Source organism: Nocardia sp. NBC_01388 (assembly GCF_045040085.1).
GTDB lineage: Bacteria > Actinomycetota > Actinomycetes > Mycobacteriales > Mycobacteriaceae > Nocardia.
On sequence record NZ_CP109553.1, the window covers coordinates 4250976 to 4266561 of the forward strand.

At 66.6% G+C, this 15586-nt stretch carries 12 protein-coding genes; 9 read left to right on the forward strand and 3 right to left on the reverse strand.

Going from position 1 to position 15586, the window contains the following annotated elements; genetic code table 11:
• Positions 1–137: 137 nt before the first annotated feature.
• Positions 138–3746: a chromosome segregation protein SMC gene (smc, locus tag OG716_RS21020; protein ID WP_405139177.1), complete on the reverse strand. Its 3609-nt coding sequence runs from the start codon at positions 3744–3746 to the stop codon at positions 138–140.
• A 340-nt stretch (positions 3747–4086) separates the two neighbouring features.
• Between smc and OG716_RS21025 the strand changes: the two genes are divergently transcribed.
• Positions 4087–4290 carry a cold-shock protein gene (locus tag OG716_RS21025; protein WP_297628059.1) on the forward strand — a complete coding sequence of 68 codons (204 nt, stop codon included), beginning with the start codon at positions 4087–4089 and terminating at the stop codon, positions 4288–4290.
• A 146-nt stretch (positions 4291–4436) separates the two neighbouring features.
• On the opposite strand, the gene OG716_RS21030 is transcribed toward OG716_RS21025, so the two are convergent.
• Positions 4437–4907, reverse strand: a complete 471-nt coding sequence (locus OG716_RS21030) for a hypothetical protein (RefSeq protein WP_405139178.1) — start codon at positions 4905–4907, stop codon at positions 4437–4439.
• A 238-nt stretch (positions 4908–5145) separates the two neighbouring features.
• Between OG716_RS21030 and OG716_RS21035 the strand changes: the two genes are divergently transcribed.
• From OG716_RS21035 to OG716_RS21070, 8 genes are all read left to right on the forward strand, one after another.
• Positions 5146–6378: an acyl-CoA dehydrogenase family protein gene (locus OG716_RS21035; RefSeq protein WP_405139179.1), complete on the forward strand. Its 1233-nt coding sequence runs from the start codon at positions 5146–5148 to the stop codon at positions 6376–6378.
• A gap of 2 nt (positions 6379–6380) precedes the next feature.
• On the forward strand, positions 6381–7505 hold the full coding sequence (locus OG716_RS21040; protein WP_405139180.1) for an acyl-CoA dehydrogenase family protein: 1125 nt from the start codon (positions 6381–6383) through the stop codon (positions 7503–7505).
• Positions 7506–7878: 373 nt separating this feature from the next.
• Positions 7879–8427 carry a hypothetical protein gene (locus OG716_RS21045; RefSeq protein ID WP_355129977.1) on the forward strand — a complete coding sequence of 183 codons (549 nt, stop codon included), beginning with the start codon at positions 7879–7881 and terminating at the stop codon, positions 8425–8427.
• A gap of 284 nt (positions 8428–8711) precedes the next feature.
• A complete protein-coding gene (locus OG716_RS21050; RefSeq protein ID WP_405139181.1) occupies positions 8712–9209 on the forward strand; it encodes a MarR family winged helix-turn-helix transcriptional regulator in 498 nt (165 codons plus the stop codon).
• Positions 9210–9423: 214 nt separating this feature from the next.
• Positions 9424–9867 (forward strand): CBS domain-containing protein, encoded by a 444-nt coding sequence (locus tag OG716_RS21055; protein ID WP_405139182.1) that lies wholly within the window; start codon positions 9424–9426, stop codon positions 9865–9867.
• 40 nt (positions 9868–9907) lie between these two features.
• Positions 9908–11197, forward strand: a complete 1290-nt coding sequence (locus OG716_RS21060; protein WP_405139183.1) for an SLC13 family permease — start codon at positions 9908–9910, stop codon at positions 11195–11197.
• Positions 11198–11292: 95 nt separating this feature from the next.
• Entirely contained in the window at positions 11293–13395 is a 2103-nt protein-coding gene (locus OG716_RS21065) for an acyltransferase family protein (protein WP_405139184.1), read from the forward strand.
• A gap of 148 nt (positions 13396–13543) precedes the next feature.
• Positions 13544–15073 carry a substrate-binding domain-containing protein gene (locus OG716_RS21070; protein WP_405139185.1) on the forward strand — a complete coding sequence of 510 codons (1530 nt, stop codon included), beginning with the start codon at positions 13544–13546 and terminating at the stop codon, positions 15071–15073.
• Between the two features lie 112 nt (positions 15074–15185).
• On the opposite strand, the gene OG716_RS21075 is transcribed toward OG716_RS21070, so the two are convergent.
• Entirely contained in the window at positions 15186–15521 is a 336-nt protein-coding gene (locus tag OG716_RS21075; RefSeq protein WP_405139186.1) for a hypothetical protein, read from the reverse strand.
• Between the last annotated feature and the right edge of the window lie 65 nt (positions 15522–15586).

Consider the following 15586-nt stretch of genomic DNA (forward strand, 5'->3'; position numbering starts at 1 on the left):
TCACACTGTCGCACAAAGGAATCCCGGTCACCGGGATCCGCCCGTCGGGCGTTGCGGACAGCGACGAAGATACGTCCGCGACCGGCCTGTTCGAGGCACCCGGAGCCGAGTTGCCGCGAGATGACCGGCCCGCCCGATTACGTAGTCGCGCCGACCAGATTCTCCCCGCGCAGCCGCTGCGAGATCACCTGGGTGATGCCGTCGCCTCGCATGCTGACGCCGTACAGCGCATCGGCGATCTCCATGGTCGGCTTCTGGTGGGTGATGACGATGAGCTGGCTCTTCTCCCGCAACTGCTCGAACAGCCCGATCAGGCGGCGCAGGTTGGTGTCGTCCAGGGCCGCCTCGACCTCGTCCATGACATAGAACGGGGAGGGGCGGGCCCGGAAGATGGCGACCAGCAAAGCCACCGCGGTCAGCGACTTCTCACCGCCGGAGAGCAGCGACAGCCGCTTGACCTTCTTGCCCGGCGGGCGCGCCTCGACTTCGACTCCGGTGGAGAGCATGTCGTTCGGGTCGGTGAGCAGCAGCCGGCCCTCGCCGCCGGGGAACAGTTTGCTGAAGACGCCGACGAATTCGCGCTCGACGTCCTCCCATGCCTCGGTGAACACCTGCAGAATGCGGGCATCCACCTCGGTGACCACGTCGAGCAGATCCTGTCGCGCCTTCTTGACATCCTCGAGCTGGGTGGCCAGGAAGTTGTAGCGTTCCTCGAGCGCCGCGAACTCTTCCAGCGCAAGGGGATTCACCTTGCCGAGCGTGGTGAGATCCTTCTCGGCCCGCTTGGCCCGGCGCTCCTGGGTGGCACGGTCGTACGGCATGGGCTGCGGTTCGCTGACCTGTTCGCCGCGCTCCCTGGCCTGCTCGTACTCCATCAGTTCCAGCGCGGTCGGCGGCATGAGGGTGTCCGGACCGTACTCGTTGATCAGATCCTCGAGCGCGAGCCCGAACTGTTCGGAGATATTGGTTTCGAGCTGTTCGATGCGCAGCGCGGCCTGCGCACGGGCGACCTCGTCGCGGTGCACGGCATCGGTGAGCTGGGCCAGTGCCGTATTGAGCGCGCGGGCGCGCTCCTTGGTCTGATCCACCTGCGCCGCGAATTCGGTACGGCGGCGCACCAATTCGTCGCGGCGGACCGCGGCCTGCGCGACCACCTTCTCCAGTTCGGCGGCGACCTTCTCGGCGGATTCGGCGACCACGGCGGCAACCGCGGAGGCCTGCCGCCGGGCGGCGTGCTGGCGTTCGGCGCGGGCCCGGTTCTCGCGTTCGGCGCGGGCGGTGCGCCGCAGACCGTCGGCCTTGCCGCGCACCGATTCCGCGCGTTCCTCGGCGGTGCGCACAGTGAGCCGCGCCTCCACCTCCATGGAGCGGGATTCGGCGAGTGCCGCGGCGGCTTGTTCGCGGGCGTATCCGGCGGTCTCGGTGCTCTCGGATTCGGAGCCGATGCCGGACTGTTCGTCCTCGACGTGCCGGAGCCGGTTCTCCAGTTCGGCGAGCTTGGTGAGGGTCTCCTCGCGCCCGGTCTCGGTCTCGACGCGCTGAGCGAGCAGACGTTCGCACTCGCGCTGGGCATTGCGGGCGGTCTGCCCGAGCCGTCCGAGCCGGTCGTAGATGGCGACCAGCGACTGGTCGGATTCGTGCAGGGCCAGCAGCGCGTGATCCACGGCTTCGCGGCGGTCGGTCTGTTCGGCGAGCGCGCCCGCGAGTGCGGCCTCGAGCGTTTCGGCCTGCCGCTGCCAGTCGGCGAGTTCGATTCCGGCGGAGTCGATCTCGGCCTGCACCTCGAGCTGGCTCGGCGCGCGGTCGGAGCCGCCGAGCACCCAGCCGGCGCCGGTGAGATCACCCTCGCGGGTGACCACGCGCAATTCCGGGCGAGCCGCGATGACCTGCGCGGCGGCATCGAGACTGTCGGCGACGGCAATGCCGGTGGTGAGCGCGGTGATCGCGCCGCGCAGATGATCGGGGCAGTCGACGACCTCGGCGAGCCAGCGCGCCGCACCCGGTAGCTCTCCCCCGGCGCGCGTATTCGACTGTGCGGCACCGGCATACACCAGTGCGACCCGCCCGCCGTCGGCCTCCTTGAGCGCGCGCACGGCGGCGTGCGCGGACGGCCCGGTATCGGCGGTCACCGCATCGGCGAGCGGCCCGAGGGCGGCGGCCACCGCGGCCTCGAACCCGCCGTGCACCCGAATGAGCCCGGATAGCGGGCCCAGGAGCCCGTCAGTGCGATGTTCGAGCAACCAGGCCGCGCCGTCACGCCGCGCCAGGCCCATGGTGAGCGCTTCGATGCGCGCGCCCAGCGAGGCCACCCGCTTACCGGCTTCGCGATCCTTCTCGCGCAGCTCGGTGACGCGCTCATCGGCGCTGTGCAGTGCCTCGGCGGCGTGCTCGTACTGGGCGTCGAGGCCCGCCTCGCCCGCGTCGAGCTCGTTCAATTCCTCCTGTACCGCTTCGAATTCGGTATCGGCGGTCGCACCGCGCTGCCGCGCTTCGGCGATGGAGGCCGAGATGCGGGTGATCTCCCCGTCCACCGACTGCGCCCGCGAGCGCAGCGTGTCTACCTGGCCCGACAGCCTGGCGAGACCCTCGCGGCGGTCGGCGATGGCACGTACCGCGGCCAGGTGCGCCTGTTCAGCGGCCTTGGCAGCTTGTTCGCGGTCGTAGAGCTGATCGCGGGCGGCTTCCAGAGTGGCCGTGGCCATTTCGACCGCTTCGAGAAGTTCGGCCTCTTCGGCTTCGACGCGCTCGGCTTCGCGCTCCAGTTGCTCCGGGTCGCGACCGGCGCCGGTGGGCTGTTCGATGGTCAAATTGCGCGCCCGATCGCGGGCGATCCGGATAGTGGCGTTGACACGTTCGGTCAGCGCCGAGAGCTGGAACCAGGTCTGCGCCGCGGCCTCCGCACTCGGGGTGAGCCGGGACAGCTCGAATTCCTGCTGCGCCAGCGCGGCATTGGCGGCATCCAGCTCGGCATGCACATTGACCTGCTGCTCGCGCGCGTACGACTCCTTACTCTGTTGACTCTCCAGCTCGCCGCGGCGGCTCACCAGATCATCGGCAGCCAGTCGCAGCCGAGAATCACGCAGTTCGGACTGCACGGTCGCGGCCCGGCGGGCCACCTCGGCCTGCCGCCCGAGCGGCTTGAGCTGGCGGCGCAGTTCGGTGGTGAGGTCATTGAGCCGCGCCAGATTCGACTGCATTGCGTCGAGCTTGCGGACCGCCTTCTCCTTGCGCCGGCGGTGCTTGAGCACGCCCGCCGCCTCCTCGATGAAGGCCCGCCGGTCCTCCGGCCGCGACTCGAGGATGGCCGAGAGCCGGCCCTGACCCACGATCACGTGCATTTCTCTGCCGATACCGGAGTCGCTGAGCAGTTCCTGCACATCCATCAGGCGGCAGGAGCTGCCATTGATCTCGTACTCACCGGCCCCGTCCCGGAACATGCGCCGGGTAATGGAGACCTCGGAGTACTCGATCGGCAGGACGCCGTCGGAATTGTCGATGGTGAGGGTGACCTCGGCGCGGCCGAGCGCGGCGCGGCCGGAGGTGCCGGCGAAGATGACGTCCTCCATCTTCCCGCCACGCAGCGCTTTCGCGCCCTGTTCCCCCATTACCCAGGTGAGCGCGTCGACGACGTTCGACTTGCCGGAACCGTTCGGACCCACCACACAGGTGATGCCGGGCTCGAACCGCAGCGTCGTCGCGGACGCGAAGGACTTGAATCCCTTCAGCGTCAGACTCTTCAGATGCACAGCCGCTCAGGTTACCCGCTCTGCCCCGATTGCCCCGGGTATGCCGGGAACGCGTCCGGTTCCCCGACGGGCCGGCGCGTAGGGTCGAGACAGTGGCCTGCGTCGCGAACCAGCGGCGCAGAGACTTGCGACACGTCGACGAGGTGGGAATTCGTCGGATGTCCCTAAGATCAGGTACTCTCTGGGTGTTGCAACTTTTGGTTCTCACAGACTTCAGTACGCGCCTGCTGACCATCACGCAGGCGCGCATTTGTGTTTCCAGTGATCCTTAGCGGGGTCATTACAGCGACATCAGATCCGTAAAGTGCGGGTCGCACCAAAACAAAGAGGAGAGTCAATCGTGGCTACCGGTACCGTGAAGTGGTTCAACACCGAAAAGGGCTTCGGCTTCATCGAGCAGGACGGTGGCGGCCCTGACGTGTTCGCTCACTACTCGAACATTGCCGCACAGGGCTTCCGCGAGCTCCAGGAAGGCCAGAAGGTCTCCTTCGACATCGCGCAGGGCCAGAAGGGCCCCCAGGCCGAGAACATCACCCCTGCCTAAGTTTTAGCAGGTGATCGAACGGTGGCCCGGCGTATCCGATACGCCGGGCCGCCGTTCGTTGCAGGCCCGGCAGGACGGCAGCGGCATCCACCGCTCGCCTCCCACCGGGCCTTTTGTCATGCCGCGACCAGGCAGGCCGCCGGCATTCACCTGACGATGACGGTGAGGTTGTAGCGCTGCCGCCAGATTTCGAGCAGCGGGGCGAGCAGGGCCGTCGGGGTGAGCCAGGCAATGAGTTCCGCGGGGCCGTGGAGCGGGCCGTGCAGGGCAAAGGCCACCACGACCGTGGCTGTGACCAGCGCGATGTAGGAGCCACCGAGGCCGTGCACATAGCCGTGCGTCCACCTGCCGGGGCGACCGGTCGCATGACGGCCGAGGACGGCGAGAGCCACGGTCAGCGCCGAGACCGGGACCAGCCACCGCAGATCTGTGCGTTTCCAGATCACCAGTGCTGTTGCCGTAATGGCGACGGCGACAACGATTCCCAGATACCAGCCGCCGAGTTCCCGGGAGCTGCGACGGCCGCGCGCGGCGGCCCAGGCGACCAGCGGGCCGAGCAGTAGACCGGCTGTGCCCGCGACGATGTGAAGGCCGAGCAGCGCCGTGTATCCGGCCATGGCCATTTACCGGACGTGGTGGCGTTGGTGGTGATTCGAGGCGTCGGCGGCGCGAGTACCGGCGGTGATGTCCATGTCGAGCCTTTCGGAGATATTCCAAAGTGGAATGTATAGCCCAGAATAAACCTCCACATTGGAGTGTCAAGAGCCGCAAGTGAGGGCGGGTGCCAGCACATTTGCCAGCGGGGGTGAGGCAGTGAGATGGTTGGGGTCAGTTCTTCGCACAAGAGGAGTTTTTGTGGACCTCGACTGGTCACCCGGTGATCTGGCGTTTCGCGATGAAGTGCGCCACTTCCTCGATGAGAATCTGACCCCGCGACTGCGGCGGGCCGGGCGGCTGGCCACCAGCGTCTACCCGGATCATGAAGCCAGCATGGAGTGGCAGCACATCCTGCACGCCCGGGGCTGGGCCGCGCCCGCGTGGCCGGTGAAATACGGCGGCTGCGACTGGAGCCTCACCCAGCACTACATCTTCGGCCGCGAATGCACCCTCGCCGGCGCACCGAACCTGTCCCCCATGGGTATTCGCATGGTCTCGCACGCCATCATGGCGTTCGGCACGCCGGAGCAGAAGGACTTCTTCCTGCCGCGCATCCTCACCGGCGAAGTCTTCTTCTGCCAAGGCTATTCGGAGCCCGAGGCCGGTTCGGACCTCGCCTCGCTGTCCATGGCCGCGGTCGAGGACGGCGAGGATCTGGTGATCACCGGCTCCAAGATCTGGACCACCCATGCCACCGAGGCCAATTGGATCTTCGCCCTGGTGCGCACCTCCCGGCAGGCCAAGAAGCAGCAGGGCATCACCTTCCTGCTGATGCCGATGGACGCGCCCGGCGTGACGATCAGGCCGCTGGTCATGACCTCCGGTGAGCAGGTGCAGAACCAGGTCTTCTTCGATCAGGTGCGGGCGCCGAAGGCGAATGTGCTGGGCCGCATCGACGATGGCTGGACCGTCGCCAAATTCCTGCTCAATTTCGAACGCGGCGGCGGCGCGGCCGCACCGGCGCTGCAGGTGATGGCCGAGGAGCTGGCCCAGGCCACGCAAACCCAGCCGGGGCCGAACGGCGGTGCGCTGATCGATGATCCGGCCTTCGCGGCGCAGCTCGCCGATGCCCGGATCCGCGCGGATGTGCTGGAGATTCTCGAATACCGCACGCTGGCACTGGTTTCCAGCGGCAAGGATCCTGGCCCGGCCGCCTCCACCATCAAGATCCTGGGCACCGAATTGAGCCAGGTCCTCACCGAGCTGGCCCTGGAGGCCGCGGGCCCGCGCGGTCGCGCGTATCAGCCGCACGCCACCATGCCGGGCGGCCCGATCGCCGACTTCACCCCGCCCGCAGACGGTTTCGTCAGCGGCCAGGAGTGGCAGGCGGTCGCACCCCTGCGGTATTTCAACGACCGCGCCGGTTCGATCTATGCCGGCAGCAATGAGATTCAGCGCAATATCATCGCCAAAGCGACCCTGGGACTGTAGCCATGGACTTCTCCTTCACCGCTGAACAAGAACTGCTCCGCGACACCGTCACGGAGTTCCTCGCGGCCCGCTACGACCTCGAAAACAGCCGCGCCGCAGCCCGAATCGGGGCGGGCTGGCAGCCGCAGGTCTGGCGCGGACTGGCGCAGGAGGTCGGCATCCTGGGCGCGGCGCTGCCCGAATCGGTCGGCGGCATCGGCGGCGGACCCGTCGAGACGATGATCATCGCCGAGGCACTGGGCGGCGCGCTCGTGGTCGAGCCGTATATCGACACCGTGGTGGTGGGCGGCGGCCTGCTGCGGCGCGCCACCGGTAAGCGGGCCGAGGATCTGCTCGCCGGTATCACCGAGGGTGCGGTCATCACCGGATTCGCCGCTCTGGAAGCACAATCGGGCTACGACTACACCAATGTCGCCACCATCGCCCGCCGCGACGGCGACGATTGGCTGCTCACCGGCAGCAAGTGCGTGGTCACCTCGGCGCCGCTGGCCACCCACCTGCTGGTGACCGCCGTGGCGGACGGTGAAATCGCGCTCTTCGTCGTCGATGTCGACCCCGCCGCCCCACCCGCCGGTCTCACCGTCGAAGCGTTCCGCACCATCGACGAGCGCCCCGCCGCCGATCTCACCTTCGAAAACCTGCGCCTCCCAGCGGATTCCCTGCTGCTGGCGCAGGCGGGCGAGGCCGTGGCCGCCACCCTCGACGAGGCCATTGCCGCCGTCGCCGCCGAGGCGGTGGGCATCATGCGCAAGGTGGTCGGCGATACCGTCGAATACGCCAAGCAGCGCCACCAGTTCGGCGTCCCGATCGCCAGTTTCCAGGCCCTGCAGCACCGCATGGTGAACATGCACCTGGAGCTCGAACAGGCGGTAGCCGCAACATATCTGGTGACGCTGAAACTGACCGCCGACCCCGCCGAACGGGCCAAGGCGGCCGCCGCTGCCAAGGTGACCATCGGCCGCGCCGCCCGTCTCATCGGCCAGGAGTCGGTCCAGCTGCACGGCGCCATGGGCATGACCGAGGAATTGCCCATCGGTCACTTCTTCAAGCGCCTCACCGCAATCCAGTACGAATACGGCACCACCGCCCACCACACCGCCCGCTATGCGGCACTGACCCGGCCGTAATCGTATCGATATCTCCGCTCGACGAAAGAAAGAATTATCGAGGCCGAATAATATGCCGGGAAATTGATGGTCGACAATATGACCGAACCCCTGTTCAGAGCTCATATTAATTTTCCAGAGTGAGTTACTAACTGCAGATAAATACATACCGGACAGAACGTCCGGCATGTATCATCGATGCCAAACCGTTATTTTCAATTCCGCCCGCGGCCAGATGAGAACAGGTTACATTTCAAATCTCTTACGGTTACGGCCCACCACCCCTCGGGTCGCGCCATTGCTTCACATTTTGGAGATTATTATGAGATCGACCGCATCTGTGCTGCTTCGTGCCGGTGTTGTTACTCCGGTGGCACTTGCCACTCTCTTCTGTTTGGCCGCACCCGCAAGCGCCACCCCGGTCAGCGTGAACTGGAGTTGTCAGGGCACCATTTTCGGCATCAGCCAAACCTCGAGCATGTCCACCTCGGTCACCGGCACCGCGCCGGGCTCGACGACATCGGGCTCCGCCGTGGCCATCACCCTCACCCCGGGTGCGTCCTCGGTGCCCAGTTCGGCCTCCGGCTTCACGGTGACGAACATCAGCAATTTGAAGATGACCTTCCCGACTCCGGCGAATTCGACGCTGGTCTCGGCCACCGCTTCCGGCGGTAGCGTCGCCGGCACCGTGTCGACCTCCGGCGGGAATGTCGTTCTCACCGTGCCGGGTCCGATCGCGGGCGGCACCAGCTTCACCCCGCCGGCGGTGACCATCAATGTCACGGCCGGCACCCCCGGAACGCCGATCACCAGCAAATACGCGGGGACCAGCTATTCCAACCCCGGGATGACCATGACGACCAAGGTGGCCATCGTCGGCAATGTCGCGACCGCGTGCTACCCGAGCCCGTCCCCCACGCTCACCACAACAACCGTCAGCTGATCCGCAGGGCAGAAGGATCAGCATGACCGCCGGGATACACGCCGGCGCCATGTGGTGAAGGCCTGGACCGGGCTGCCCGCAGCGGCCCGGTCCAGGTTCCACGGGTTGTATCAGGTAATTACCGTGCCCCGCTTCGGTTTTCATGCGCGAAAACCGATCTGGCCCGGGTGTGTAATGCGGACTATAGCAACGCCACTGTGTCGTACAGTGCATGTCCGGCCCAGACGTGGACGGTGACTCCTGTTGAGAGGTTTCATGTTTCAACTGTTCGAGGGTGGGAGCCTGTGCGTCCGATATCAACCGAACCGGCCCCGATCGCGGTAGAGCTCAGAAAAGCCCTGGAGTTCTATCACGGAACGCTCGAAGATCTTGCCCGCGAACTGATCCGGCTGCTTGGCGTCAACGAGACCGATCGGCGCGCGCTGGAAATCGTCCTGCTCGGAGACGCGAAATCCACCACCCCCGGAATGCTGGCCGAACGGCTGGGCCTCACCGCCGCGGGCGCCACGATCATGCTCAACCGGCTGGAGAAGCAGGGCTATATCGCCCGCTCGCTGCACCCCACCGATCGCCGCCGGGTGATCGTGGTGGCCACCGAACTCGCCGCCCGCCGCGTACAGGACCTCATCTCGTCACTGATCGACGAGGGCTACAAGATGATGCTGAGCTGGTACTCCCCCGCCGAACTCGAAATGATCGCAGGCTTTCTCACCCGGGTGAGCGAGCTGCAGGAATTACACCGGCAACGCCTCTGCACCATGGACCCCTACCCGCGGCCCTGAAGGGGCAGTCCATTCGCCGATGCCGAACAAGTGGCCCGCCGGACGTATTCTTCAACGGAATTCTGTCTTGCGGTGTGCCGGGAAGCCTGGTCGGCGTGCGGCCCGAAGCCTCGGGTCGTGCGCCTCGACGTGGGAGCTTCGGTGCGGCGACTGTATTCGATCTTGACGTATTCTCTTCGCGTGATACCCCGGCGCAGCGTCGTATCCTGCAGTTATGCATGCCGCTCAGATGGCCGAGGAATACCCGATGATCGACCTGGACTCGGACGCGATGGACGCGGCGCGACTACTGGCCGAACATCGACTACCGGGCATCCTGGTGACCGACGACCAGGGCGCGCCGCATTCGGTGCTGCCGGCCTCGCAGGTGGTGCTGTTCATCGTGCCGAAGTATGTGCAGGACGATCCGTCACTGGCCGGGGTGCTCAACGAGAGCATGTGCAATCAGGTGGCGAATCGGCTGCGCGGCAAGAAGGTTCGCGATGTGATTCCGGAGCGGCTGACCAAGATTCCGGCGGCGCAGGCCGACGACAATACCGTCGAGGTGGCGGCGCTCATGGCGCGGTACAAGACGCCGCTCATCGCGGTGCTGGACGGCAAGCAGCTGCTCGGCGTGATCACCGCGTCGCGGCTGCTCGAAGTGGCCCTGAGTCACTGACGCGAGATGTCACTGACGCACTGACCCCGGCGCGGTCCACGTGACCGCGGTGGCCGTGGCGGTCTTCACGATCGCCTACATCCTGATCGCGACCGAACGCGTCCACAAAACCATTGCGGCGCTGACCGGCGCGGGCGTGGTGATCGCGCTCGGTGTCATGGACTCCGACGATGCCTTCTACTCCCACGAGACCGGCATCGACTGGAATGTCATCTTCCTGCTGCTCGGCATGATGATCATTGTCGGCGTGCTGCGGCAGACCGGCGTCTTCGAATGGGCCGCCATCTGGGCGGCCAAGCGCGCCAAGGGTTCCGCGCTGCGGGTGATGATCCTGCTGACCCTCATCACCGCCACGGCCTCGGGCTTCCTCGACAATGTCACCACGATCCTGCTCATCGCCCCGGTGACCATGCTGGTGTGCGAGCGCCTGGATATCCCGCCCGCGCCGTTCCTCATCGCCGAGGTGCTGGCCTCCAATATCGGCGGCGCCGGCACCCTGATCGGTGATCCGCCCAATATCATCATCGGCAGCCGGGCGGGCCTGTCGTTCAACGACTTCGTGGTGAATATGACTCCGATCGTGCTGATCGAACTTGCCGTGTTCACCCTGCTGCTGCCGCGCCTGTTCCGCGGCTCGTTCACCGTCGATCCCGAACGCGTGGCCGACATCATGGCACTGAACGAGCGTGAGGCCATTCGCGATCCGAAACTGCTGATCAAGTGCGCGGTCGTACTGGCCGCGGTATTCGCGGGCTTCTTCGGGCAGCCGCTTTTCCACCTCGAACCGTCACTCGTCGCATTGCTCGGCGCGGGCGCGCTCGTGCTGATTTCGGGTTTGCCACAGCGGGATTACCTGGCCGCGGTGGAATGGGAGACCCTGCTGTTCTTCGCGGGTCTGTTCGTCATGATCGGCGCACTGGTGAAAACCGGTGTGATCGGGCGACTCGCGAAATACGCGACCGAGCTCACCGGCGGCAATGCCCTGGTGGCCACCATGCTCATCCTGGTGGTCTCCGCGGTCCTGTCCGGCGTCATCGACAATATTCCGTACGTGGCCACCATGAGTCCGCTGGTAGCACAGCTGGCAGCGACCGTCGGCAATGAAAGTCAGGCGCATGCGCTGTGGTGGGCGCTGGCATTGGGCGCGGATTTCGGCGGCAATCTGACCGCCGTGGGCGCGAGTGCGAATGTGGTGATGCTCGGAATCGCACGGCGCTCGGACCATCCCATCTCGTTCTGGGAATTCACCCGCAAGGGCATAGCAGTGACGGTGGTCACCATCGTGGTAGCTGCGCCGTATCTGTGGTTGCGGTATTTCGCCTTCGTCTGACCACCCCTTCGAACAGGGACGAAGAGCACATTCAGGTCAAGATATGTGTGGCGATTGGCAAATTTCGCGTTGCCGATACAAGAATGGTCGCCGCCATGTCCTTATCCAGCACCGAGCAACCCACGCCCAGAACGCCGGACAGCGACCCGCAGGTCGCGCCGGCGCCGAGTCGAGTTCCCGGCGCCTACCGGCACGATCTGGACGGGCTGCGCGGTATCGCCATCGCCCTGGTCGTCGCCTTCCACATCTGGTTCGGGCGGGTCTCCGGCGGCGTGGACGTCTTCCTGGTGCTGTCCGGTTTCTTCTTCGGCGGCATGCTGCTGCGCCGCGCCGACCACGGCCCGGTGGGCGTCCCGGCGACCATCCGGCGGACCCTGCGCCGCCTACTACCCGCGATGGTGGTGGTGCTGGCCGCGGTCGTGGTCACCACGGTGATCCTGCTCCCGCACACCCGCTGGTCCGATATCGCGGGACAGACGCTCGCCTCGCTCTTCTACTACCAGAACTGGTATCTGGCCCTGTCCTGGTCGGACTATCTGGCCGCTGATCCCTCGGTGAGCCCGCTGCAGCACCTGTGGTCGATGTCGGTGCAGGGCCAGTGCTATCTGGGCATGCTGCTGCTCATCGCGCTGCTGGCCTGGTGCTGCCGCCGCGCCGCACACCCCGAACGACTGCGCCTGGCGACCGCCGTGCTGTTCACCGGTATCGCCGCGGCCTCGTTCTGGTATGCCGCCCAGGGTGTTTCGACACAGCAGGGCTGGAACTACTACGACACCCTGGCCCGCGCCTGGGAACCGCTCGCCGGCGCGCTGCTGGCCATTGCCGCTCCCCTGGTCAAGCTCCCGAAACCGGTGCGCGAAATATTCGCCTGGGCCGGTATCGCCGCGATCGTGGCCTGCGGCTGGCTGGTCAACGGCGTCATGGTGTTCCCCGGGCCGGCCGCACTGCTGCCGGTGGCCGCGACCGCCGCGCTCATTCTGGCCGGGGCCGGGCAGGACACCGCCGATCAACCGGTCGTCAACCGGCTGCTCGCCACCGCGCCCATGGTGGGGCTGGGCGGATTCGCGTACGCGCTGTACCTGTGGCACTGGCCGATGCTCATCTTCTATCTGGGTGAGCGTCACGAACGCGAGGCGGGCGCGCTCGGCGGCCTGATCATCATCGCGATCTCGTTCGTGGTGGCCTACGGCATCCACCGGTTCGTGGAGGAGCCGCTGCGGCTGCGCTCGGGCCCGATCCTCCCGTCCCGCACCCGCATGCTCACCGGGGTCGCGGTCTCGACCGTCGGTGTGCTGCTGCTGGGTTCGACGCTGGCATGGCAGTGGAGCAATAGCGCCAAGGCCCATGCCGTGGGCGAACTGGACCCGGCGAAGTACCCGGGCGCCGCGGCCCTGACCGATCACGCCCTGGTACCGCGTGCGCCCATGCGCCCCACCACCGAAGAGGCGCCCGCCGATATCGCCTATCCCACCCGGGACGGCTGCATTGCCGACTTCGACAATCGCACGGTCATCACCTGCAACTACGGTGACGCCAATGCGCATCGCACGCTGGCCGTGGTCGGCAATTCCCATGCCGAGCACTGGATTCCGGCGCTGCAGATCCTGGGCGAGAAGTACCGCTTCCGCATTGTCGTGTACCTGAAGATGGGGTGTCCGCTCACCGTCGCCGACGAGGACCCCATGTACAAGGGCCAGCACAATCCGGACTGCCGCGACTGGTCGCACGATGTGCTCGAACGACTCGGCACCGAACGCCCCGACTTCGTCTTCACCACCGGCACCCGCCCCGCGGACAATGGCGGTGACGAGGTTCCCGACGATTACCGGGATGTGTGGTCGGCCCTGTCGGACCGCGGCCTACAGCTGATCACCATCCGGGACACCCCGTGGTTGCGCCGCAACGGTATTCGCTACCGCGCCATCGACTGTCTGGCCTCGGGCGGCAATCGCGTCGAATGCGGTATGAAGCGCACCGACGCCCTCAACCCCGTGAACCCCGCCATCGCCGCAGCCGCCGGCCTGCCCAATGTGCACAATATCGACCTGAACAACGCCGTCTGCGAACCCGCCGTCTGCGCCGTAGTCGAGGGCAACATCCTCGTCTACCACGATGAACACCACCTGACAGCAAGCTATTCACGTTCTCTCGCACCAGAACTCGACCGCCAACTACAGCCGATCCTGGGCTGGTGGTGACCGGGCTCCCCAGCGCGGCAACTGATATCGTGCGTGCCGGGTAACTCCCGGGGTGCACCCGGAATCGGTTCGGCGCTCACACGCCGACACGTGTTGCCACTGTCGACGGCGCCCGAACCGGGCGCTGAAGCCCTGGGGAGGCGGCGCAGTGAACGGGTTTCCTATCGATATCGTGCTGGCGATCATCGGGATCGCGGTGCCGGTCGGCGCGTTCGTCTGGGAATTCGTACTGGTGGGCCGCAAGCGACTGGGCTACCGGGTGCAGATGGACACGCCCGTCACCGGCGAGATCGAATCCGTATTCCCCGGTGTCCTACCGCAATTGCGGCCCGGCGGCACCGGAGCCTCGCCCGCACTTCAGGACCTGTCCGTGGTGCTGGTGCGCATCGAGAACAGCGGCGCCACCACCATCGACAGCAGCGATTACGCCGTCCCCGAGACCGAGCGCGTCGGTGTGCGCATCCGTTTCCCGGACCGGCGGGTCATCGGCATGGCGGTCACCGAACTGAGCGAACCGACGCTCGGCGACTGGCTGCGTCCCGGCACCGGGATCGGCACCACCGAGGACACCGCACACCAGGTCGGCATCATCGACCTGCCGAAGGTGCCGATGAACCGCGGCGACCACTACAAGATCCTCGCCATTCTGCAGCGGATCACCGGTCCGCACGAATCGCCCGCGCCCACCGTGCGCGCGAAGATCAAGGGCGGCAGGGTCGCCGAGACGCGCAGCAACTCCGGGCAGTCACCGCGCCTGCTCGCGCTCGTCGCATTCCTGGCGGTCATGATCGCAGTCCAGTACGTCGTCGGACTGCGCGGCCCCGAGGCCCCGCCGGATGCCGAATGCGCCAGTGGCGCTCTCGATCTGGTGGGATCATCGGCCTTCGAGCCTACCGTCCGCGCCGCCGCGGCCGCGTACGGGAAGCGTTGCACCGGAGCCGGTTTCACCTTCGAATTCGACGGCAGCGACCGCGGCCTCACCCGCGTCGACGAGGAGGGCCGCAACAATCCCGGCATCCTGGCCGTCAGCGACGGCCCCAAGGGCGTCGGTTATCCGACCCTGTTCCCCCGCACCCTGGCGGAATCGGTGTTCAGCATGGTCGTGCACCCGGGCGTCGGCATACCCGACCTCAGCGTCCAGCAGATCCGCGATATCTATGCCGGTCGCGTGAGCAACTGGAAATCGATCGGCGGCCCGGATCTGCCTGTGCGCGTGGTGAATCGCATGCTGGGCTCCGGCACCCGGGAGTCCTTCCGAGCCCGGCTGCTCGGTGATGACCAGCCCCCTGCACCGTCCACCACCAGCTGCCGGACCCTCGCGGTGACCAATCCGCCGGGCCCCGCGTTCTGCGAGGTGCCGGTCACCAAGGACATGCTGCGCGCCGTCGCGGAACTGCCCGGGGCCATCGGCTACAGCGAAAACGCCGACGCCACAGCGGCTACCGATGTGCGCACCGTGACCATCGGCGGCCACGCCGCCACCCGGGAGCAGGTCCTCGCTCACGCCTATCCGTTCTGGAGCGTCGAATACGCCTACAGCAACGGGGAATTGCCCGCCGATTCCCTGGCGGCCTCGTTCCTGCGCTATCTCACGAACGGCGCGGGCAAGGACGTGCTGCGCGCTGCGGGTAATACCCCGTGCAGCGAGCTTCCCGACCCGGCGTCCTGCACCCCGTGAGCCGGCCCGGCCACAGCCGCCGCTCTCGGGGGGCGGCGACTGTGGCCGAGGTGATCAGCTGTCGCCGAGGTGATCAGCCGTGGCCGAGCTGATCAGCCGTGGCCGAGCTGATTCACCGGTCGCGGGCCGTGCCAGACTGTTCGTACAGCTCGACCCAGACCGCGAAATCGGAGAGCATTTCGACTGTGCGCCAGCCGGTCTCGGTCAGCCGGACCGTTCCTTGGAATCGCAGCGACTCGTCCCAGCTGCCGATACCGTCGGTGGCGACCAGCCCGTACGCGGCGAGCACGCGCAGCACGCGCGCCGCGCCCTGGCGGCGCATGCCGAGCGCGCCTCGCAGTTCATCGACGGTCTGCGGCTCCTGGGCCAGCAGGTCCATAAGCTCCACCACCCCACGGTGATTCACCAGCTCGCGCAGTGCGCTCAGCTCGTACGCCTGGTTGTCCATCGAACCGCTGCCTCACCTTCGGGGCCGAATCCTTGCTCGGCCCTACGCTATTCGCAGTCCGGCCA